Here is a 20916-nt window from a genome sequence, read left to right as displayed (position 1 = left end):
GTCACCCATTGTGTTACGGAGTGCCGCCCATGTGGTCAGCGTTTGGTGGAAAAAAGTCGCATAAGGCGGATGGCCTTAATCAGGACCTGCTGACGGCGATTAATCTGAGCCAAAGCCTTATCGAGTTTGATCTTGAAGGGCATGTGCTCTCCGCCAACGCCAATTTTCTCAACCTGATGGGCTACTCGGCCTCTGAACTGGTGGGCAAGCACCATTCAGCTTTCGTCGATCCGGGCGAGATGCAAAAGCCGGCCTATCGCCAATTCTGGGCGGACCTGAAACGCGGCATTCCCCAAAAGGGAGAGTTCCGGCGTCAGACCAAAGACGGGCACAACGTCTATCTGGAAGCCGTGTATAACCCCATTCTCGATCGATCGGGTCAGCCTTACAAGATCGTCAAAATCGCGTCTGACGTGACCGCCCGCAAGCTGCGCGACCTTGATCTGGAAGGCAAGGTCACGGCGATTTCACGCTCTCAGGCTGTTATCGAATTTGCCCTTGATGGCACAGTGATTACGGCCAATGATGCCTTTCTGAAGGTGATGGGTTATGGGCTCGACGAAATTGTCGGACGACATCACCGCATGTTCGTCATGGAAAACGACGCTAGGAGTGCGGCCTATGCCGACTTCTGGCGGCGACTATTGGCGGGTGAATTCGTCTCTTCGCAGTTCAAGCGGATGAATAAAGACGGGCGCGAGGTCATCCTTCAGGCCACCTATAACCCCATACTGGGCATAGATGGCCGCCCCCTGAAGATCGTCAAATTTGCCTCTGACATCACCCAGCAGGCTCAGAAAGACGCCGACCTTTTGAGCCAGGTCGAAGCCATTTCGCGCGCTCAGGCGGTCATTGAATTCAGTCTGGACGGCACCATTCTCAACGCCAATGACAACTTCCTGAAGGTCATGGGTTATGGGCTGGACGAAATCCGGGGCAAACACCACCGGATGTTCGTGGATGAAGCCACCGCCAACAGCGACGCCTATCGCGAATTCTGGACCAGGCTGGCGCGCGGCGAATTCATTTCCGCAGAATTTCAGCGCCACGCCAAGGGCGGGCGATCCGTCTATATTCAGGCCTCTTACAACGCCATTCTGGACGTGAATGGCAAGCCGTACAAGGTCATAAAATACGCCACCGACGTCACTGCCCGACGCGTAGCGCTCAACCGGACGACGGAGCTGTCCCACTCGCTACAGGACCTGTCGGCAGCGGTTGAGGAGATGGCGGCCACGGGCCGATCGATTTCTGACACCATGTCGCAAACCAAGGCGGCCGCCGATCAGGCCAATCAGTCCGTTAACGAAGCCGACGACAGCGCCCGGCAACTGGCCGTTGCGGCGGCGCAGATGGACGGCATCGTCGAGATGATCAGCAACATCACCAGCCAGATCAATCTTCTGGCGCTGAACGCCACCATCGAATCGGCCCGCGCCGGCGAAGCCGGGCGCGGCTTCGCCGTTGTGGCGACCGAGGTCAAAAATCTGGCCACTCAGGCGCGCAGGGCCACCGAACAGATTGTCGGCGAAATCGCCGGCGTGCGCGCCAGCTCTGCCGCCGTGGTCAATGCGCTCGACGCCATTCGCACCACCGTTTCGAACGTTCAGGAGCAGGTCCTGTTCACAGCGGGCGCCGTCGAAGAACAAAGCGCCACATCTCAGGACATGGCGCGCAACATGCAGATCGCCTCCTCAGAAGCCGAAAACATCGTTCGGGCTGCCTGAGCGCTCGGCGTAAGTGCTTAAGGTCAAGGAATGAATCGAGCACGGTCTCGTGGCCCGATTATGTGGCTTTAGTCGCAAAATTTAAGCCTTTATCGCTTAAAAAGCAGGGACAGCGAGGGGGCACATGGAACGGATATTAAATTACTCGCCCCGCTCAGCCGCCATGCGGGTGTAGCGCTGCTTTAATTCCCTAATCAGAGTGTCGTGTGGGATTAGAGCGGAATGATTTTAGGTGGAAACGGCATAGCGCGATAGCGCCTCCCCTGATTTCAGGGGAGGGTGGCGCGTAGCGCCGGGTGGGGTTAAAGCAGGGGTGTTAACCCCACCGTCTTTGACGCCTGAGCGGCGTCAAATCCACCTCCCCTGAAATCAGGGGAGGTGCTTGAATGATGATTCCATTAAAAGTCATACCGATCTAGCGCCCCGGCGGCCTCTTCGGACAGGCCGCTGTGCAACGCGCGGTCCAGTCAGAGCTTCACAACACTCATATGGCGGGCTAACTTGATGAAAGACAGGCGCCCGTCGGGTGCTCAAATTGGGAATGTCGGGTGAATTTTTCAGGGCGAAATCCAACTAGGCGAAACCGCAAAATAGGTTGCAAGAGCCAAGGATATAAACGCCGAAAATCTTTTGGCATTCCGAACCCCAGTAACGATTCTAGGTGCTTTTATGAAAAGCTCAACTCTGCCGTGGAATTCGAATATGCCTTGAACTCGCAACGTTTTACCGTATTCGTCGAGCCAACTGCTCCGGGATGGAAATACTTCCTCTCTGTCCAAGATATCATCGAGTTGTTGAAGCTAATTCCAGAGGCGGATCGCGCAGGTCTTTCGGTTGTGGTCTTCCGCCAACCCAAGCGTAAAGAGCGCATTTTTAGCCCCGTATGGGGCCGCATGGCCTACTGGGCGGAATTCGGGCGTCATACGGGGATGAGCGTTGTTATTGAGGCGCAGCCTCTCGACTACAACTATCGGCTAAAAAAACATGTCGGCCCAGTATTTACGCAGGAACTTGACGCGTTGCGCCGAGACGGCCATCGCGTTGATATAACATCCAGATACATCGAAATCTCATGCCCGCCCGAAGCTATCAGGGCTACGCAACTCTTTCGGACCGTGCCGCATGAGATTGGTCATCACCTTGACTATCAGCAGAAGGTGGAAGCCGCGTTTGATCGTAACGAAGGTGAATTGGATGATCTTATATCACTTTTTTTCGCGCGCCCGCAGCAAGAGCGTGAGGCTTTTGCCGACAGGTACGCAGAAGAGGTCATGGGCGCTTTCCGTCGTCACGGCATAGTTCCCTTTCCACCGCTAAGTAACCGCGTTGAGGCGGGCCTTAACCCAGACTGGTTTTTCTTTGATGCGGTTTCAAAATATCCGTAATATCGGCAAAAACCGGCCGTCCCGCCCCATTAACCCCTCTCCGCTTGCTAATTCCTGCGGCTAGGGTAAGAGCGAAACCGATTGCTCTCCTTTAAGGCCATACCGCGTGTCTCAGGAAACCGGGTCGAAACCCACCAGCGTTGTGCGTTCCTCGCTTGTCTTTGGCGGCATGACTTTGGTCAGTCGCGTCATGGGCTTTGCCCGTGATCTGGTCATCACCGCCGTCATGGGGGCGTCAGGCAATATCGCCGCCGATGCCTATGCCACGGCGCTGACCTTCCCTAACCTGTTCCGTCGTATCTTTGCCGAAGGCGCCTTCACCGCCGCCTTTGTGCCGGCCTATTCGGCGGCGCTGGAAACCGAAGGCCCCGAAGCGGCGGATCGACTGGCGCGCGACGCCATGGCCACCATGACGATGATCGCCATTATCCTCAGCGCGCTGGCCATGATCTTCATGCCGCAGGTCATGGCCGTGTTTTCGCACGGCTATGCCGACGATCCGGCCAAGATGCGTCTGACCATCATTCTGACCCAGATCACCATGCCCTATCTGCCGTGCATGACCATGGTGGCGCTGTTGTCCGGGGTGCTGAATGCGCGCGGACGCTTCGCCCTGTCGGCCTTTGTGCCGACCCTGCTCAACCTGTTTATGCTGGTCTTTGTGTGGTTCGGTAAGGACCCGATACACGCCTCCTATCTGGCGGCCATCGGGGTTTTGACCGCCGGTGTGGCGCAGGCGGCGCTGCTGGTCTGGGGCTGCCGCAGGACGGGGGCGCGTATCGGGTTTGTGTGGCCAAAGCTGACGCCGCAAATGCGCGGCCTGCTGCTGCTGGCTGTGCCGGGTGCGTTGGCCGCCGCCGCGACGCAGATCAATGTCTTCGTCTCCTCGCTGCTGGCGTCGGGCGTCAATGGGGCGCGCACCTGGCTGAGCGTCGCCGACCGTCTGTATCAGTTGCCGCTGGGGCTGGTCGGGGTGGCCATCGGCGTAGCGCTGTTGCCGACCCTGTCGCGGGCGGTGCAGTCGGGCGATACGGAGCGTTCGCAAAGCGTGATGGACGATGCCGTGCTGTTTGCCATGGCCCTGACCCTGCCCGCCGCGGCGGCGTTGATCGCCATGCCCTTCTTCCTGATCGACGGCCTTTATACGCGGGGGGAGTTCCTGTTGCACGACGCGCAGGAAACGGCCCGTGCCCTGCTGCATTATGGCTGGGGCGTGCCGGCCTTTGTGCTGGCGCGTGTACTGACCCCGGCCTTTTTCGCGCGTAAGGACACCTATGGGCCGATGAAGTTCGCCCTGGTGTCGGTGGGGGTCAATCTGGCCTGCGGCCTGACCCTGTTCCCGTTGATCGGGGTGGCGGGTCTGGCCATCGGCACCTCGGCGGCGGCCTGGGTCAATGTCGGCCTGATGTGGTGGACGCTGAGCCGTCGCAAGACGTGGTCACTGGGCCCCAAGGCGGCGGCGGGCCTGCTGAAGATCATCATGGCCGGGGCGCTGATGGGGGCCTTCTGCGCGCTGGCTTCGCACTATCGCGCGGTGATCGAAGGCGCGATTGAGCCCCTGACGCATCATCTGACCAAGGAAATCGCCATTGTGGGCGTTTGTCTCGTCGGACTTTTCGTTTATATCGCCCTTCTGTTCGCAACACGGGCCGTCCGCCCGTCCGACATCAAGAAAGCCCTGCGTAAGGGGTGATACCAAGGGTCATTGAAAATGACTCTTGGTATTCGTTTCGAGAATGTCTTATGTCTTTGATATATATGAGACATTCGCGAGTTTTTAAACGGCCGGATGCGTCAGCATCTTCGGGCGTTGGTATAAGAGGGTCCACACATGCGTATTCTGTCCGGTATTCAGGCGTCCGGTTCGCTCCACCTCGGCAACTATCTCGGCGCACTCAAAAAGTTCGCCGATATGCAATCCCTTGAGGCCACGCGCTTCTACATGATTGCCGATCTGCACGCGATCACCGTCTGGCAGGACCCGGACAAGCTGTTGTCGCAGACGCGCGAAATCGCCGCCTGCTACCTCGCGGCGGGCGTGGACCCGGCCAAGTCGGCCATCTTCCCGCAATCGGCGGTGCGCGCCCATTCGGAGCTGGCGTGGATTTTCAACTGCGTGGCGCGTCTGGGCTGGCTCGACCGCATGACGCAGTTCAAGGACAAGGCGGGCAAGGACAAGGAACGCGCCTCGATCGGCCTCTATACCTATCCGGTGCTTCAGGCCGCTGACATCCTGCTGTACAAGGCCACCCACGTACCGGTGGGCGAGGATCAGCGTCAGCACCTTGAACTGACCCGCGACGTGGCCAAGAAGTTCAACCACGACTATAAGGTGGACTACTTCCCCCTGCCGGACACGCTGTATCAGGGGCCGGGCGCGCGCATCATGAGCCTACGTGACGGGCTGGCCAAGATGTCGAAGTCCGACCCTTCGGACAATTCGCGCATCAACCTGACCGACGATGCCGACACCATCGCCTCCAAGATCAAGAAGGCCAAGTCGGACGCCGAGGTGCTGCCGACCGAGGAGACCGGTCTGTCTGAGCGCCCGGAAGCCAAAAATCTGGTCGGTATCTATGCGGCTCTGGCCGGGGTGTCGGTGCAGGACGTGCTCAACGACTTTGGCGGCAAGGGCTTTGGCGCGTTCAAACCGGCGCTGGCCGAGGTGGTGGTGGACAAGATGTCGCCTATCTCCGAGCGTCTGCGCGGGCTATTGAATGATCCGGCAGAGGTTGACCGCGTGCTCAAGCTGGGGGCCGAAGCGGCCGAAGCGGCGGCGGAACCGGTGGTCAGGGACGTCAAGAAGATCGTTGGACTGTGGGGCTAAATTTGGAGGACACCATGCGTAAGTTTATCGTTCTGTCTGTGGCGGCGCTTTCGCTGGGCGCTCTGGCGGCTTGTGACGGCGGTCATTCGACCGCTGAGGTCAAGACCGAAACGGAATCCAACGGCGTCACCACGGTGAAGACCAAGACCGATGTCGATGGCGTCAAGACCGAAAGCGGCCTTGAGCTGACGCACTATGCGGTGCGTGCGGCGCTGGGGCAAAACCCCAATACGGGCGGCTATGTCACCATCAAGAATATCGGCAAGGACGACGACCGTCTGGTCTCGGTGGCCTGTGATTGCGCCGAAAAGGTCGAGTTGCACACCATGAAGATGGACGGCGACAAGATGATGATGTCGCCCGTGCCGGAAGGCTTTGAGGTCAAGGCCGGTCAGACGCTGGAACTGAAGCCCGGCGGCAATCACATCATGCTAATGGGGCTTAAGACCCGTCCGGCCGATGGCGAGACGCTGAGCCTGACGCTCAACTTCGCCAAGGCCGGGACGGTGAAGATCGAGGCTCCCGTTTCGAACGCGCCTCTGTCCGGTGCAGCGGAACACAGCGGGCACTAAACTTTAAAGCGGCTCACAAACTCAGCGAAGGCGGCCCGCACGGTGGACACCGAGTGTGGGTCGTATTTCATGAAGCCGAAGCGATCGGCCCCCAGCTCATCAAAGGCATGGGTGGAATCGACGACAACCGTCTCCAGCGGCACGCCCTGAGCCCGCAGGCGACGCACGGCTTTCAAAGACAAGCTGAAACGCGCCAGATGATCCTTAAGCGCAATGACCATCAGGGTCGGGATTTGCCGCCGCCACGCCTTATCCATCGAACGGGCGAGGAAGTTGACATAGGGATACATCAAGAAGAGGCCACGCACCTGCGTCAGCGGCTCCGGGCTGGGGTCGCTGAGCCGCGCTTCACCGGCACGGGTCAGGGGTTGCGTCATCAGGTCCATGATCGCCCATGCCCCGTGGCTCCAGCCGGCGAGCAGTATGCCGTTCACCTCCGGCCGTTGCGACAGGCCCCACAGCAGGGCCAGCACGTCGCCTGAGCGCGTATAGCCCCTCAGCCATAATCCATTGCAGGCCAGAAAGGCCGCCAGTCGCCGCTTCATCCCACGCGGGGCATAGGAATCGATGATCACCGCTCTCAGGCCCAGCGATACGGCGTAATCGGCAAACAGGGTGATGTTGCGGCCTACACCGCCGCAGCCGTGAAACAGCACAACGGTCAGGCGCGGCGCAGAATCGGGCGCGCCGCGCACCGTGACGTGCGGCCATAACCGCTCAAACCGCTGTTGCAGGCTGTCCATCAGCTTGCGGCAACGGCCCGTGTCGGCACGTCCATCTCAAACACCTCCTGCAGAAAGCCGAGCAGGCCTTCGGTGGTGCCATCCACCGCGGATTGATCGTGGTGCATGGGGTTGAAGCCGCCGAAGCTTTCCTCGTCATAGGCATGGGTGGCGTCGAAGCTGAGGATATCAACGTTCAGGCCGTCGGTTTTCAGTCGCTCCAGCACCGAAACGGCGCGGGCATAGGGGGTCAGGTGGTCCTTTCGTGCCAGCGCGACGCGGGTGCGCGGACGGTAGAGCCAGGGGTGACGCAGGCTGCGCGCCGGGAAGCTGATATAGGGATAGACGAGGAACAGGCCGCGCACGTGGTCGATCAGGGTCGGGTCGGGATCGGCCAGCTTGGCCTCACCGGGACTTTTGAGCGGCTCGGTCATCAGGTCCATGATCGACCAGCCACCGTGGCTCCAGCCCGACAGGACAATTTGATCCGGAATAACTTCGGGCAGGGCTGAAATGCCCTTGATGGCCGCCAGCACGTCGCCGGAGCGCTCATAGCCTTGCAGGGCCAGCCCCGTACAGACCAGCGACACGCCGTGCGACCGGCCCCAGCCCCGCGCTTTGAGCGAATCGACGACATAGGCCCGCACACCGATGGCGGCGGCGGCTTCGGCGTAGTGATAGATGTGCGGGCGAACGCCACCGCAGCCGTGGAACAGGATCAGGGCCGGGCGCGGTGCGGTATCGGCCGGTCCGAACGCCTCGGTACAGGGCGACAGCCGCGCCCACCGCTCAGCCAAAGTCTCAGGCATGAAAAATCCCTCGGAAAGACGTCCCCGAGGGATAGATACCACGCGATATGACTTTGTACATCCTTCCCTGTGAAGCAAGGGAGTCGGCTCGTTGGTGAAACGCCGGGCAAGCGAAGCGTCCATGCGGAGTCTCAAGGCTTGCCCCACCCACCGCTTCGCGGTCCCCCCTCCCCGCTGTCGCAGGGAGGGATGTAGCGGAAATTACTCCGGTTAATGCCGGAAGACGCGGATGCCGGTAAACGCCATGGTCAGGCCCGCCTCATCGGCAGCGGCGATGACATCCGCGTCCTTGATCGAGCCGCCCGGCTGAATCACGGCCGTGGCCCCGGCAGCCGCCGCTTCGAGCAGGCCGTCCGGGAAGGGGAAGAAGGCCTCCGACGCACAGGCCGAACCCTTGGCCAGCGACTCGCTCAGGCCGATCTTTTCCGCCGCTTCCTGTGCGCGCAGGGCGGCGATGCGGGCGGAGTCGCGACGGTTCATCTGACCGGCCCCGATGCCCGCCGTGCGGCCGTCCTTGGCATAGACGATGGCGTTCGACTTGACGTGCTTGGCGACGGTGAAGGCGAACAGCATGTCCTCGATCTCGGTCGGGGTCGGTTGACGCTTGGTGACGATCTTAAGGTCGGCGGCGGTGATACGCGCCGTGTCGCGCGACTGCACCAGAAGCCCGCCCGCCACGCTGCGGAACACCTGACCGCCCGACAGCGGATCGGGCAGGGAACCCGTGACCAGCAGGCGCAGATTCTTCTTGGCCTTGACGATCTCCAGCGCTTCGTCGTCGGCTTCGGGGGCGACGATCACCTCGGTGAAGATTTCGACGATCTTTTCCGCCGTGGCGGCGTCCAGCTTGCGGTTCAGCGCCACAATGCCGCCAAAGGCCGACACGTCGTCGCATTCCAGCGCGCGCTTATAGGCGGTCAGCAGATCCGGGCCGACGGCCACGCCGCAGGGATTGGCGTGCTTGACGATGACGCAGGCCGGTTGCTCAAATTCGGCCACCAACTCGATCGCCGCATCGGTGTCGGCGACGTTATTATAGCTCAGTTCCTTGCCCTGAAGCTGCTTGGCCGTGGCGACACCCGGACGGTCCTCGCCGGTTTTGTAGAAGGCGGCCGATTGATGCGGGTTTTCGCCGTAACGCATGGTTTGCAGGCGCGCACCCGCAAGGGTCTTGCGCAGCGGATAACCATCTCCCAGTTGTTCTGCGAACCAGGTCGAAACGGCGCTGTCATAGGCGGCGGTACGCGCAAAAGCGCGCGCGGCCAGCGATTTACGCAAAGACAGACTTGTCTGACCATCGCCTTGCATGGCGGCGATCACTTCATCCATGCCGGCCTTATCGACGCAGACGGCGACATAGGGGTGGTTCTTGGCTGACGAACGGATCATGGCCGGCCCGCCAATGTCGATGTTTTCAATGGCCGCTTCAAAACCGCCGCCCGAAGCCACAGTGTTTTCAAAGGGATAGAGGTCGATCCACACGATGTCGATAGGGGCGATATCGTGATCGCTCAGCGCTTTGGCGTGCTCCGGTGCGTCACGATAGGCCAGAAGACCGCCATGCACCTTGGGGTGCAGGGTCTTGACGCGGCCATCCATCATTTCCGGAAATTGCGTAAGGTCGGACACGTCCTTGACGGCGATGCCGGCCTTGTCGATAGCGGCGCGCGTTCCGCCGGTTGAGATGATTTCGACACCCGCCGCCACCAGAGCCTGCGCCACCTCGATCAGGCCGGTCTTGTCCGACAGGGAAATAAGCGCGCGCTTCGGCGTAACCAGATCGGGGGCGGGCGGGAAATCAGGGGCGGCGGGCATAGGCGCATCCATACTAAAGAAGGGGAAAGATGCGCGCGGTTTACACAAGGGGGGCGCAAAAGAAAACCCACAATCCCCCTTCATTTGTAACGGAAAATGTGAGGTCAGAGAGTGAAACGTTTAAGCTGTTTTCCTGTCTGACGAAGCCTCACGCCTCCGCAGGCGACAGCTTCCAGCGGATGCGCAGAGGGGTGGCCAACCGCACCGTGCCGCGCAGCAGAAGCGTCGTCGATTTGCGCGGCTGACCACGTTCAAAGACACTCGACTCTTCGATACTGACCTCGCGCGCGTCATGCCGGAGCCACCAGCCGCGTCCCCCCGGCCCGCGCAGCAGGATAGAGCGCTTGTCACGCGCCAGTGAGGCCTGCACCTCCGGGTGCAGCACAAAGCGCAGGGCATAGGGGGCCTGTTCCGGCAGGTCCTTCTTCGGCTCGACCGGGATCAGCTTTTCTTCGCCACGCAGTTCGTCGCGCTGCGGATCAACATACAGGCGGCGTTCGTGCTTGATGCCGAAAACGGGACGCCAGCCTTCGTGCTCCATCTCGATCAGCGAGCCTGCGTCTTCGGATTCGATGCGGCGGCTGCGGATGCGATAGCGCAGCCCCTCAAGGCCGAAATGCAGCAACTCCCCAAAGCGCCCGGTGATGGGGCTGAGGATGGGCAGATCGCCCAGTGTCAGGGTGTTGGCGGCATTGATAATGCGGAATTCGTGGTGGTCCGAATGCCCCGGTGCCCAGCCCGGCGTGACAAACAGCTTGTCACGCCCGCCTGACACCTCGAAATTCATAGGGTGATCGCAAGCCGCGTAACCCAGAGCCCCAAAGCGCGGTTCGCCTGTATCGACGAAGACGGTCAGCGAGCGCCCGATCAGCCGCTGATAACGGCCATGCTCCAGCGATACCGGCAGGGAGGTCGGGGCCAGAGGGCGCTTTTCTTCGTGCAGCAGGGCCGGGGCCACCTGTTCGGCCAGCAGGGATTCTGACCCTTGAAAGGCGCACAGCGACCCATCCGGATGCGACAGGGTGCGCACAAAGCGGCTGAGGCGTTCGATGGCGGTTTCGAGATATTCCGGAATGACCAGCCCGCGCTGGTTCAGCCCGTCCTCGATCAGCAGCAGATCATAGAGCAGTTCCAGCCCCGCCTGCACGCTGCGTGACGCGTGTGAACCGTCGGGCAATATGGTGCGTTTCAGGGCCTTGGGCAGGATGTTCAACCCCTTGCGCCGCAGACTGTCGCCCGCGCGGCCGGACAGGACGCAGCCGACCAGCACCAGCGCCGTGGCTTTTTGCGCGTACCAGGCCAGATTGCGCGGCAACCGCCACAGATGGCGGGCCTGTTCGGCCATGGACTGCGCCAGACAGTGGGCTTCGGCTTCGGAGGCATAGGCCGACAGGCGGCGCGCAAAGACGCTCAGGTTAATCAGGCGGCGCGCCAGCACCCCCTGATCCCAGGCAAAGGGTGTCCATTTGCGGAAGGTCTTGTCCCACAGCAGGAAGAGGCGCAGGCCTTCCTTCACCCCATCCTCGCCTTGCGTGAACAGGTGGCGCAGCCAGCAGAAGCGGTGAAGCTCAATCGCAAAGGCACGGGTGGGGGAGGGGCGGTTCCATGGATCGCCTGTGCCCTGCACGCTCATGCGCGCGCCACCGAGGCTATAGCGACCCGACATCATGGCCTTGCCCAGGTGCGGATTGGGCGGGCGGATTTCGTGGGGAGCGGCGATAAAGCCTTCGATGGCGGGGCCGCGTAAGGACAGGCGATAGCCCGGCATCCCGAAGATTTCAGCCGCGGCCTGACGGCGCGCCCACGCCCGCACGACCTTGCCCCACGGTATACGCACCGCGGCATGACCGGCTATGGCAATGGGCTGCTCATAGACCTGCATCGGGTCAGAGACCCTTGAGCGACTTGATATTGGCGGCGTAGGCGTCCGGCCCGCCCTTGAAGACCGCGGTGCCGGCGACCAGCGCCGTGGCCCCGGCGGCCACGCAGGCAGCGGCGTTTTGCAGGTTCACGCCGCCATCAACCTGAAGCACGGCGGGATGGCCCAGCGCGTCCAGCTTTTTGCGCACGGCTTCGATCTTGCGCAGCTGGCTTTCGATAAAGCTCTGCCCGCCAAAGCCCGGATTGACGCTCATCAACAGGATCAGGTCGAGGTCGTCCATGATCCATTCCAGACCCTCGAGCGGCGTCGCGGGATTGAGCACTACCCCGGCCTTGGCCCCCAGGTGGCGGATCTGCTTCAGCGTGCGGTGCAGGTGCGGGCCCGATTCCGGATGTACGCTCATATAGTCGGCCCCGGCGGCTCGGAAGGCCTCAAGGTAGGGATCGACCGGCGTCACCATCAGGTGCACGTCAAAGGTCTTTTGCGTATGCGGACGCAGGCTTTTCACCACATCCGGCCCGATGGTCAGGTTGGGCACGAAATGCCCGTCCATCACATCAATATGAATCCAGTCGGCCCCAGCGGCGTCGATGGCGCGCACCTCCTCGCCCAGCTTGGAGAAGTCGGAGGCCAGAATCGAGGGGCAAATCAGCGGCGTGGTCATGCAGAACTCTTAAGCGGGGTTGCGTTTCAGGTGCGCGACGAAGAACCCGTCCTGCCCTCCCTTACGCTGATGCGGCAGCAATCTCAACCAGCCTTCGGGCGCAAATGAGGCGGCGGGTATGTCCGGGTGCTGATCGGCGCTGTGGCGGACAAGGGTGAAGTCCTTGTTCCGGCGCAGGAAGGCCAGAATCTGCGTTTCGCCTTCCTCACGTTCCAGCGAACAGGTGCAGTAGAGGAAGTCGCCGCCGGGTTTGACACGCGGGGCCAGCGCATCAAGCAGGCGATGCTGAACATCGGCCAGCTTGGCGACATCGGCGGGGCGGGTGGCCCACAGCACGTCCGGCTGACGGCGATAGGTGCCGGTGGCCGAACAGGGCGCATCGACCAGCACCACGTCGAAGGCGCGTGGATCATCGAAGGTCGAGGCGTCGGCATTGTGGATTTCGGCGCTCATGCCAATGCGCGACAGATTGTCCTCAACGCGCTTGAGGCGGTTTTTGGACCGGTCGATGGCGACGGTCTGCGCGCCTTTGGCGATCAGTTGCAGCGTCTTGCCGCCCGGTGCGGCGCAGACATCGAGCGCGGTTTTGCCGCTGAGGTCGCCCAGCAGATTGACCGGGGTAGCGGCGGCAATGTCCTGCACCCACCACTTCCCGGCCTCGTAGTCAGCCCACTGACGCAGATCGCCGCGCAGGCTTGAGCGCAGATTGACCGGACCGACGGCTTCGCCTTGAAGGGCCTCAGCCAACGCATCACGGTCGGCTGCACTGCGGAAGCTGAGGTCGGTCGCCGGTTCCTCGGTCAGGACGCCGGCCATGCCCGCCGCATTGTCCTCGCCATAGGTTTGCACCCAGCGCTGCCATAGCCAGTCGGGCACAAGGCGCTTTGGATTAACGTCGGACAGCTTGCCGTCACGGATCAGGCCACGCAGGATGGCATTGATCAGCCCCTTGAATGGGCGGGTCTTGTTTTCACGCTCGGCGATTTTCACCGTCGTTGAAACGGCGGCGAAGTCGGGCACCTGCATGAAGAAGATTTGCGCCATGCCGATGCGCAGAAGTTGACGCACCGCTTCGGGCGGCATCTTCTGCGTCTTCTTGTGAATGACGTGATCAAGCTGCCCCAGACGGCGCAGCACCAGCAGGGCCAGGGCGCGGGCAAAGGCGCGTTCGGTTTCCGACAGTTTGATGAAGTCGGCGCTGGCTGCGGCTTCATCAAAGCCGCTGCGTTTTTCAAGCGCCGCTTCGATCAGGGTAATGGCCGCTACGCGCGCCGCGATGCCGATATCGTTTTCCATGCTTTCCGCAGCGTCCGGCTTCGGGCGGCTGGGGCGGGCGGAAGGGCGGGGCTTGGCGGCGGGTGGGCGGAAAGGCTTGCCAGAGGGGCGGCCGGAATGTTGGGACATGCAAACTCTCAAAAGATGCTGTGCGTTACGTCTGTCTCCCTGTTGAACGGGGAGACAGTGGCCAGAAAGGCCGGATGAGGCGCCGCTATATCAGCAAAAGTCCTGCGCCCCAACCCGCACATACCAAGGGTCATTGGAAATGACTCTTGGTATGCCTTTCGAGACTGTCTCATGTCACCGACACATATGAGACAGTCTCGAGTTTTCAACGGCCGGATGCGGTCGGCATCTTCGGCCGTTGGTATTTATGTCGTCGGCACGCTGGTCATGCCACCTCGACGGTTGCCCATCCGCACACCCAGTTCCATCAGGGCGCGCACACGGTTGTCCGTTGCCGGGTGGGTCGAGAAGAGATTGTCCATCCGCTTACCCGACAACGGGTTGATGATAAACATGTGCGCCGACGCCGGATTGCGTTCCGCTTCGTGGTTCGGGATGCCGTGGGCGTACTGTTCGATCTTGTGCAGGGCGCGGGCGAGGCTTTCCGGATCGCCGCACAGCTCGGCCCCGACGCGGTCGGCCTCGTATTCGCGGACCCGCGAAATGGCCATCTGCACCAGCATGGCGGCCAGAGGTGCGACAATGGCCATCAGGATGGCGGCAATCGGATTGATACCGTCTTCATCATCGCTATTCCCGCCAAAGAACATGGCGAAGTTAGCGATCGACGAAATGGCACCGGCCAGCGTCGCCGTTACCGTCATGATCAGGGTGTCGCGGTTTTTCACATGCGCCAGTTCGTGCGCCATCACGCCGCGAATCTCGCTGCGGTCCAGCATCCGCAACAGACCGGTCGTGGCGGCCACGGCGGCGTTTTGCGGATTGCGGCCGGTGGCAAAGGCGTTGGGCTGATCATTGTGGATGATATAGACCGCTGGCATGGGCAGGCCCGCCCGGTGACTCATTTCGACGATATCGTCGTAATAGGTACGGATCAGGCCATTCGCACTGGCCGGATCGACGGGTTCGGCCCGGTAGGCCTTCAACACCATCTTGTCGGAGTTCCAGTAGGCAAACGCATTCATGGCCAGGGCCAGGCCAAGCGCGATCAGCATACCCGTAGGCCCGCCAATCGCCAGTCCGATCGCGCCAAACAGCGCGGTCATACCCGCCAGAAGCATAAAGGTCTTGAACGGGTTCATGGGTAAGAAGCTCTCCTGAGTGTTAAGTATTAGGGTTGCGACGGCATCCCTTGCGAAATACATATAAGGAAAGCGCAGACAAATTTAAGGCACTTACGAAAATGTCATCTGAAAAAAACGACGAGACGACTTCGCAATCGATTGATGATGCTGAAAAAGCGGTGGAGCCAGAGCGCGTTTTGACACCGGCGGCGCAGCGCGCTCTGGCCGAAGCCGCCGAACGCCGCGCTCAGGCGGAAAAAGAGGCGGTCGAGCGGCCTTACGAAGACGGCGGCCCAGCCGGTCTTGAGCCCACACGCTTTGGCGACTGGGAACGCAAGGGTATCGTCAGCGATTTTTAAGTCGGAATCCCCTGATTACAGGGGCTTACCCCTGCAACTCCGCCAATATCGCCTGAACCGCCACCACAGGGTCGGGAGCGCGGGTAATCGGACGGCCGATGACCATGTGCGTCGCCCCATTGCGGATGGCATCCGCTGGGGTGGCGATGCGCTTCTGGTCATTGGCGTCGGCCCAGGCCGGACGCACGCCGGGGGTGACAATCAGGAAGTCAGCCGGGACGCGGGCGCGGATCATCGTGGCTTCGTGCGGGCTGGCGACCACGCCGTCCATACCGGCTTCGACCGCCTGATCGACCCGGCGTTTGACCAGGTCTTCCAGCGCCATGCCATAGCCCATCTCATCGAGATCATCCTGCTTCAGTGTCGTCATGACCGTGACGCCCAGCAGTTTGGTGTGGCCCTGACGGCCGCGCACAGCCGCCTTCATCACCTGCGGCTCCGCATGGACGGTCAGCATATCGCAGGCCCCGCGCGAAATGGCTTCGGCGGCCCCTTCGACCTGAGCGCCAATATCGTGCAGCTTCCAGTCCTGAAACACCTGTTTGCCGCGCGCGCCCAGTTCCTCGGTCAAAGACAGACCGCCCTGTCCCAGAAGCGTCAGGCCGATCTTGTAATAGCTGACGTGATCGCCCAGCGCCTCAACCAGATGGCGGGCAGAGGCGAGATCGGGCTCATCAAGGGCAACGATGATACGGGGATCGGCGGGCAGGGTCATAACGGCGCTCCGGAAACAGTCGGTTTCCCTTACACCGGATTTTTCAACGCACAATGGGGAAAACGCGCCCCCCGACCTCAGTCTCTGCGAAAGTTTTTCCTGTAACCGGATAGACGGGTCTGTTACACATTGAATCGGTTGCAGGAGGGTGAATGATGTCGGGCGGCTCCTTGGGTCTGGTTGAGCTTTATGTGAACTTCTTCATCACCCTGTTCGCCCTGCTCGATCCCATCGGCAATGTGCCGATCTTTGCGGCAGCTACGCGCACGCAGTCGGAATCGGCGCGGCGCTGGCTGGTGGTCTATATCTCAGCCTTTGCCGCCCTGTTCCTCAGCTTCTTCTTCTTTACCGGTCTGGCCCTGCTTCAGTTTTTCGGCATTTCGATGGACGCCTTCCGCATTGCCGGCGGCATCCTGCTGTTCCTGCTGGGGCTCGACATGACGCGTGGCGATTTTCTGGCCATGTTCGAAGAGACCGAATCCCTGACCGAAGATACGGTCGATGCGCACGGGGCCCCGATCCGGGGTCGTGACCGCGCCAAGAAAACCTTTGAAAAGTTCGTCGTGCCCTTTGCCATCCCGCTGCTGATCGGGCCGGGCGCCATCTCGACCGTCATCATTCAGGCGGGTGAGGCTCAGAAATACGGCATTACGGGTATGGCGGTCGGCCTTGGGGCCATCGTCACCACCTCGCTGGCGGTGCTGCTGACCTTCCTGTTTACCGGGCATATTTCCAAGATGCTCGGCCGCGTCGGCATGGTGGTGGTCATCCGCGTGCTGGGGCTGATCCTGTGTGCCTTGTCGGTGCAGATCATCATTTCGGCCATTTCGACCGTCACGCACGACATTATCGTGCCGGCGGCGGCGCACCCTTATAGCGGGTCGTAGTTTTAACGCACCATCTTGCGCAGGTGGTTGGAGATCAGCTCCAGCGCCCAGTCATCGGGGATGATCTTCAGCAGCGCCGACAGGAACTTGTTAGGCGCGCCCGGCACGCAGATGGCGCGGTTGGCTTCGGCGGCCTGATAGCCTTCGCGGGCCACCTCATCAGCGCCCATCCACATCCATTCCGGCGTCGCCTGACTGATGCGCTCACGCGAGCCCGTGACGTCGTGGAATTCCGAATAGGTATAGCCGGGGCATAGGGCGCTGACGTGCACGCCGTGGTCGCGCGCCTCAAGATGCAGACCTTGCGAAAAGCGCGTCAGATAGGCCTTGACCGGGGCATAGAGGGTGTCGCCCGGCGAGGCGGGCAGGTAAGAGGCCAGAGACGACACATTGACGATGCGGCCGAACTTCTGTTCGATCATGCTTGGCAGGACCAGATAGGCCAGCTCGGTCGGGGCGTGCATCAGTACCCGCAGAAAGGCCTCATGCGACGAAAAGGCATTGCCGATAAAGCCTTCGGGCAGGCCATAACCGGCATTATTGACCAGCCCATCGACCTTGCGCCCCAGCGAAGTCACATAGTCGATCAGCTTTTGCGGCGCGCCCGCTTCGGACAGGTCCGCCACGACAAAATAGGCTTCGACGCCAAAGCGCAGGCGAATTTCCTCGACCAGCTTTTCCAGCCGCTCCTGACGGCGGCCCGTCACCACCACGTCCCAGCCGTGGCTGGCATAGACGCGGGCGAAGGCCAGGCCAATGCCCGATGTTGCGCCGGTAATGAGGGCCAGTCTGCGCATCAGATATTCCGGATAAGGTCGGCGACGGTGATTTTCGAAAGGGTTTCAGTCGCGGCGGCATTGGCCGCTTTCATCGCGCCCGATACCGCCTTGGGGATGGCCTGACCGACAGGGCAGCCATCGGCTCCCGGCGGGGCCGAGCCCAGATGGGCGCAACCGTGCACGGCGTGCAGCACCTGATCCAGCGGGATGGTTTCAGCAGGTTTAAGCAACCATGTGCCGCCGGAGACACCTGAACAGGTATCGACCAGACCGGCCTTGGCCAGTTGCGTGGTCATGCGACGGATAACGACGGGGTTAGTCGGGATAGAGGCCGCAAGAACAGACGAGGATACCGCCTGTTCACGCGAATAGGCCCCTTTGTGGGCCAGATAGGCCAGGGTATGCGCGGCGACGGGAAATCTCTGACTGTCGGACATGATCCCTCTGTAATTACGATAATTTGACTGCTATTCCTAGTGGAATCGGCACATGTGAGGTGAGGCCTGATGCAATGTGGATTGAATCTGTCTAGAAATGGGCGTAAGAGGCCCGCCGTTCAAGCGAGGACCCTCCTGTGTGGTCTCTCAGGAGATATTGCATGATCGGGGATACCCCTCCCGAAGCCAGTCCCTCCCCGGACGCTTCGGTCTCCACCGGCGACAAGCCCGGAGCGGACGTCGCGTCCGCGCACAAACCCTCACAACCGCATCCTACCGAAGGCCAGGCCAAACACGCGGGTTTCTGGGCGCTGGCTTTGGGGTCCATCGGCGTGGTGTTTGGCGACATCGGCACCTCGCCGCTGTATGCCTTCAAGGAAGCCTTGCACGCGGCGGCGGGCGATGGCGTGACGCGCTCGGAAATTCTCGGCGTCGTGTCGCTGGCCCTGTGGGCGCTGATCCTTGTGGTGACGGTTAAATACGTCATGTTCATCATGCGTGCCGATAACAAGGGCGAAGGCGGCGTTTTGTCGCTGATGGCGCTGGCGCAGCAAGCCATAGGTAAGCGGACGGCGGTCATATTCACCCTCGGTGTGATCGGTGCGGCGCTGTTTTACGGTGACGCCATCATTACCCCGGCCATATCGGTCTTGTCGGCCGTTGAAGGGTTGCGCACCATCGATAATATTGCGCCGTCTATCACGAACGAAGTGGTGATGTTCATTGCCCTGATCATGTTGATTGGGCTTTTTCTCATCCAAAGCCATGGCACGGAAAGAGTTGGACAGCTTTTTGGTCCTATCTGCACGGTGTGGTTCGCCGTCATGTTCGCCCTTGGTGCGTTTAATCTGGGGGCTCATCCCGACATTATTGCGGCTTTCAGCCCTTGGTACGCTGTCAAGTTTCTGCTGGAACATGGCATGGCCGGTTTTCTGGTCCTTGGGGCTGTTTTTCTGACGGTCACCGGGGCCGAGGCCCTGACCGCCGACATGGGCCATTTTGGGCGCTGGCCCATTCAGGCAGCCTGGCAATTCTTCGTTTTGCCGTGTCTGATGATGAATTATCTGGGGCAGGGCGCGCTGGCGCTAAGCGTTCTGGAAGCCTCTCAGGCGGCCGGTAAGCCCTTTCCGGAGATGAACTGGTTCTTTGAACTGGCTCCAGAGGTCCTGCGTCTGCCGCTGGTTTTGCTGGCCGGGATGGCGACGGTCATTGCGTCACAGGCAGTCATCACCGGGGCCTTTTCGCTCACTCAGCAAGCCATTCAACTTGGTCTTCTGCCGCGTCTGAACGTCAAACGGACCTCGGAAACGCAGGAGGGTCAGATTTTTGTGCCCCAGCTCAACACCATGCTTCTGGTGGGCGTGATTGTAGTGATGCTGACCTTCCAGACGTCGTCGGCTCTGGCGCACGCCTATGGTCTGGCCGTGACGGGGACCATGGTGGTTACGACGCTGATGGCGGCCATCGTCATGCGTCAGATGTGGAAATGGGGCTGGCCGCGCGTTTTGGCCTTCATCATCCCGTTTATGATCCTCGATCTTGCCTTCCTCAGCGCCAACGCCTTGCGTTTCTTTACCGGCGGCTGGCTGCCGGTGCTGATCGGTGTCGCGCTATTTACGGTCATGGCGACCTGGGTGCGTGGCTCGCAGATACTGTTCGACAAGTCCCGCCGCGACAGCGTCCTGCTGACCGATCTGATCGACATGTTGAAGGCGCGCCCGCCGCACCGCGTGCCGGGTACGGCCATCTTCCTCACCTCTGACGCCGAAGTCGCGCCCGTGGCCCTGATGCACAATCTCAAGCACAACAAGATTTTGCACGAGAAGAACATCATCCTGACGGTCGATACGCGCAACATCCCGCGTGTGCACGAATCCGAGCGCATCACCATCGAAAAGCTCGATGAGGATTTCAAGCGCGTCACGGTGCACTATGGCTTTATGGAGAGCCCCAACCTGCCCAAGGCCATGGGTATCTGCCGCAAGCAGGGCCTGAAGTTCGACATCATGGCCACCAGCTTCTTCCTCGGTCGCCGTAGCGTGGTGGCCTCGGCGACGTCGGGTATGCCGCTGTGGCAGGATCGCCTGTTCATCTTCCTGATGCGCAACGCCACCAACCCGACCGAGTTCTTCCATATCCCGCCGGGGCGTGTGGTGGAGCTTGGGACGCAGGTCAGCGTATAGTTAAGTCCAGCCCCGTCCGGCTCACCGGATGGGGCTTTTATTTGGGGGAATTCGTTGTTCGGGATCAAATGGAAGTGCCGTCATTGCGGCCAGGCACATGATGATATGCCTGTGTGCTTCGGGATTGAGGCACCTTGGCGGGCGCTGGTGTCGGAAGAGGCGTTTCAATCGCGTGTCGAGCTTTCTGACAGTTGGTGCGTCGTTGACGACGAGCATTTTTTTGTCAGGGGACATATAGAAATCCCTATCATAAATCATGCGACGCCCCTGACCTTCTCGGTCTGGTCCTCCCTCAGCGAAGAGAACTTCAATCGCAGGCAAGACCGATGGAACGATCCGGATCGGGGTGATGATCCGCCCAGTTTCGGCTGGTTATGCAGCCCTCTCCGGCCTTATGATCAAGTTCTTCACCTTTCGCTTTTGGTTCAGGACCGCGAGCCGGGCACGGTGCCACTTTTCACGGTAACACAGATCGACCACCCTCTGGCCATCGATCAGAAAAACGGCATTACCGTAGCCCAATGGCATAAGATGGCCCTCTCGCTCCTGCATTAATCCTTGCATCTTGAGGGGAGGGGTCTTAAAGGCGCGAGCAACTGTTTTCACCCCCCTGACCGGAGTGGTT

At 60.9% G+C, this 20916-nt stretch carries 19 protein-coding genes; 9 read left to right on the top strand and 10 right to left on the bottom strand.

The window, feature by feature from the left end:
- Positions 1 to 29: 29 nt before the first annotated feature.
- The 5 genes from Q0072_RS09410 (at position 30) to Q0072_RS09390 (ending at position 6511) form a co-directional block, all read left to right on the top strand.
- Positions 30 to 1727, top strand: coding sequence for a PAS domain-containing methyl-accepting chemotaxis protein (locus Q0072_RS09410; protein ID WP_298328924.1), 1698 nt, complete (start codon positions 30 to 32; stop codon positions 1725 to 1727).
- Positions 1728 to 2416: 689 nt separating this feature from the next.
- Positions 2417 to 3112 (top strand): hypothetical protein, encoded by a 696-nt coding sequence (locus Q0072_RS09405; protein WP_298328921.1) that lies wholly within the window; start codon positions 2417 to 2419, stop codon positions 3110 to 3112.
- Between the two features lie 106 nt (positions 3113 to 3218).
- Positions 3219 to 4805: a murein biosynthesis integral membrane protein MurJ gene (gene murJ / locus Q0072_RS09400; protein ID WP_298328918.1), complete on the top strand. Its 1587-nt coding sequence runs from the start codon at positions 3219 to 3221 to the stop codon at positions 4803 to 4805.
- Positions 4806 to 4943: 138 nt separating this feature from the next.
- Positions 4944 to 5939, top strand: coding sequence for a tryptophan--tRNA ligase (gene trpS, locus Q0072_RS09395; RefSeq protein WP_126422228.1), 996 nt, complete (start codon positions 4944 to 4946; stop codon positions 5937 to 5939).
- Positions 5940 to 5953: 14 nt separating this feature from the next.
- On the top strand, positions 5954 to 6511 hold the full coding sequence (locus tag Q0072_RS09390) for a copper chaperone PCu(A)C (protein WP_298328913.1): 558 nt from the start codon (positions 5954 to 5956) through the stop codon (positions 6509 to 6511).
- On the opposite strand, the gene Q0072_RS09385 is transcribed toward Q0072_RS09390, so the two are convergent.
- The 7 genes from Q0072_RS09385 to htpX all read right to left on the bottom strand — a co-directional run bounded on the left by Q0072_RS09385 (position 6508) and on the right by htpX (position 14949).
- Positions 6508 to 7254 (bottom strand): dienelactone hydrolase, encoded by a 747-nt coding sequence (locus Q0072_RS09385; RefSeq protein WP_298328910.1) that lies wholly within the window; start codon positions 7252 to 7254, stop codon positions 6508 to 6510. The genes Q0072_RS09390 and Q0072_RS09385 overlap by 4 nt on opposite strands.
- A complete protein-coding gene (locus tag Q0072_RS09380; RefSeq protein WP_298328907.1) occupies positions 7254 to 8042 on the bottom strand; it encodes a dienelactone hydrolase in 789 nt (262 codons plus the stop codon). The genes Q0072_RS09385 and Q0072_RS09380 overlap by 1 nt, the downstream gene beginning before the upstream one ends.
- A gap of 210 nt (positions 8043 to 8252) precedes the next feature.
- Positions 8253 to 9857, bottom strand: coding sequence for a bifunctional phosphoribosylaminoimidazolecarboxamide formyltransferase/IMP cyclohydrolase (gene purH, locus Q0072_RS09375; protein ID WP_298328904.1), 1605 nt, complete (start codon positions 9855 to 9857; stop codon positions 8253 to 8255).
- A gap of 148 nt (positions 9858 to 10005) precedes the next feature.
- Positions 10006 to 11739, bottom strand: coding sequence for a heparinase II/III family protein (locus Q0072_RS09370; RefSeq protein ID WP_298328901.1), 1734 nt, complete (start codon positions 11737 to 11739; stop codon positions 10006 to 10008).
- A gap of 4 nt (positions 11740 to 11743) precedes the next feature.
- Positions 11744 to 12403: a ribulose-phosphate 3-epimerase gene (gene rpe / locus Q0072_RS09365; protein WP_298328898.1), complete on the bottom strand. Its 660-nt coding sequence runs from the start codon at positions 12401 to 12403 to the stop codon at positions 11744 to 11746.
- A 9-nt stretch (positions 12404 to 12412) separates the two neighbouring features.
- The gene (locus tag Q0072_RS09360) at positions 12413 to 13807 is read right to left on the bottom strand and encodes an RsmB/NOP family class I SAM-dependent RNA methyltransferase (protein ID WP_298328895.1); all 1395 of its coding nucleotides are present in this window, start codon (positions 13805 to 13807) and stop codon (positions 12413 to 12415) included.
- Positions 13808 to 14052: 245 nt separating this feature from the next.
- On the bottom strand, positions 14053 to 14949 hold the full coding sequence (gene htpX / locus Q0072_RS09355; RefSeq protein ID WP_298328893.1) for a zinc metalloprotease HtpX: 897 nt from the start codon (positions 14947 to 14949) through the stop codon (positions 14053 to 14055).
- 101 nt (positions 14950 to 15050) lie between these two features.
- On the opposite strand from htpX, the gene Q0072_RS09350 reads away from it, so the two are divergent.
- Positions 15051 to 15290, top strand: coding sequence for a DUF1674 domain-containing protein (locus Q0072_RS09350; protein WP_298328890.1), 240 nt, complete (start codon positions 15051 to 15053; stop codon positions 15288 to 15290).
- Positions 15291 to 15315: 25 nt separating this feature from the next.
- On the opposite strand, the gene pyrF is transcribed toward Q0072_RS09350, so the two are convergent.
- On the bottom strand, positions 15316 to 15999 hold the full coding sequence (gene pyrF / locus Q0072_RS09345) for an orotidine-5'-phosphate decarboxylase (RefSeq protein ID WP_298328971.1): 684 nt from the start codon (positions 15997 to 15999) through the stop codon (positions 15316 to 15318).
- Between the two features lie 158 nt (positions 16000 to 16157).
- Here pyrF and Q0072_RS09340 point away from each other — a divergent pair, with 158 nt between their 5' ends.
- Complete coding sequence (locus Q0072_RS09340; protein ID WP_232037042.1) at positions 16158 to 16892, top strand: MarC family protein; 735 nt, start codon at positions 16158 to 16160, stop codon at positions 16890 to 16892.
- Positions 16893 to 16894: 2 nt separating this feature from the next.
- On the opposite strand, the gene Q0072_RS09335 is transcribed toward Q0072_RS09340, so the two are convergent.
- Together Q0072_RS09335 and Q0072_RS09330 are read right to left on the bottom strand one after the other, a co-directional pair.
- Positions 16895 to 17692 carry an SDR family oxidoreductase gene (locus Q0072_RS09335; protein ID WP_298328968.1) on the bottom strand — a complete coding sequence of 266 codons (798 nt, stop codon included), beginning with the start codon at positions 17690 to 17692 and terminating at the stop codon, positions 16895 to 16897.
- The gene (locus tag Q0072_RS09330) at positions 17689 to 18108 is read right to left on the bottom strand and encodes an Rrf2 family transcriptional regulator (protein ID WP_013477548.1); all 420 of its coding nucleotides are present in this window, start codon (positions 18106 to 18108) and stop codon (positions 17689 to 17691) included. The genes Q0072_RS09335 and Q0072_RS09330 overlap by 4 nt, the downstream gene beginning before the upstream one ends.
- A gap of 161 nt (positions 18109 to 18269) precedes the next feature.
- Here Q0072_RS09330 and Q0072_RS09325 point away from each other — a divergent pair, with 161 nt between their 5' ends.
- Entirely contained in the window at positions 18270 to 20291 is a 2022-nt protein-coding gene (locus tag Q0072_RS09325; protein ID WP_298328883.1) for a potassium transporter Kup, read from the top strand.
- Between the two features lie 54 nt (positions 20292 to 20345).
- Positions 20346 to 20846 (top strand): DUF2199 domain-containing protein, encoded by a 501-nt coding sequence (locus Q0072_RS09320; protein ID WP_298328881.1) that lies wholly within the window; start codon positions 20346 to 20348, stop codon positions 20844 to 20846.
- Positions 20847 to 20916: the final 70 nt, after the last annotated feature.

The organism is Asticcacaulis sp., assembly GCF_027484505.1.
In the GTDB taxonomy this organism is placed as follows: Bacteria; Pseudomonadota; Alphaproteobacteria; order Caulobacterales; family Caulobacteraceae; genus Asticcacaulis.
The sequence above is the reverse complement of the archived record's forward strand: the minus strand, read 5'-3'. Positions and strand labels throughout refer to the sequence as shown.

Bases quoted from the DNA above. Each gene is read 5' to 3' on its own strand.
- Q0072_RS09360 (WP_298328895.1), bottom strand. From the start codon at position 13,807: ATGTCCCAACATTCCGGCCGCCCCTCTGGCAAGCCTTTCCGCCCACCC.
- Q0072_RS09380 (WP_298328907.1), bottom strand. From the start codon at position 8,042: ATGCCTGAGACTTTGGCTGAGCGGTGGGCGCGGCTGTCGCCCTGTACC.
- purH (WP_298328904.1), bottom strand. From the start codon at position 9,857: ATGCCCGCCGCCCCTGATTTCCCGCCCGCCCCCGATCTGGTTACGCCG.
- Q0072_RS09385 (WP_298328910.1), bottom strand. From the start codon at position 7,254: ATGGACAGCCTGCAACAGCGGTTTGAGCGGTTATGGCCGCACGTCACG.
- trpS (WP_126422228.1), top strand. From the start codon at position 4,944: ATGCGTATTCTGTCCGGTATTCAGGCGTCCGGTTCGCTCCACCTCGGC.
- Q0072_RS09350 (WP_298328890.1), top strand. From the start codon at position 15,051: ATGTCATCTGAAAAAAACGACGAGACGACTTCGCAATCGATTGATGAT.
- Q0072_RS09330 (WP_013477548.1), bottom strand. From the start codon at position 18,108: ATGTCCGACAGTCAGAGATTTCCCGTCGCCGCGCATACCCTGGCCTAT.
- Q0072_RS09410 (WP_298328924.1), top strand. From the start codon at position 30: ATGTGGTCAGCGTTTGGTGGAAAAAAGTCGCATAAGGCGGATGGCCTT.
- htpX (WP_298328893.1), bottom strand. From the start codon at position 14,949: ATGAACCCGTTCAAGACCTTTATGCTTCTGGCGGGTATGACCGCGCTG.
- Q0072_RS09340 (WP_232037042.1), top strand. From the start codon at position 16,158: ATGATGTCGGGCGGCTCCTTGGGTCTGGTTGAGCTTTATGTGAACTTC.
- Q0072_RS09325 (WP_298328883.1), top strand. From the start codon at position 18,270: ATGATCGGGGATACCCCTCCCGAAGCCAGTCCCTCCCCGGACGCTTCG.
- Q0072_RS09390 (WP_298328913.1), top strand. From the start codon at position 5,954: ATGCGTAAGTTTATCGTTCTGTCTGTGGCGGCGCTTTCGCTGGGCGCT.
- rpe (WP_298328898.1), bottom strand. From the start codon at position 12,403: ATGACCACGCCGCTGATTTGCCCCTCGATTCTGGCCTCCGACTTCTCC.
- Q0072_RS09370 (WP_298328901.1), bottom strand. From the start codon at position 11,739: ATGCAGGTCTATGAGCAGCCCATTGCCATAGCCGGTCATGCCGCGGTG.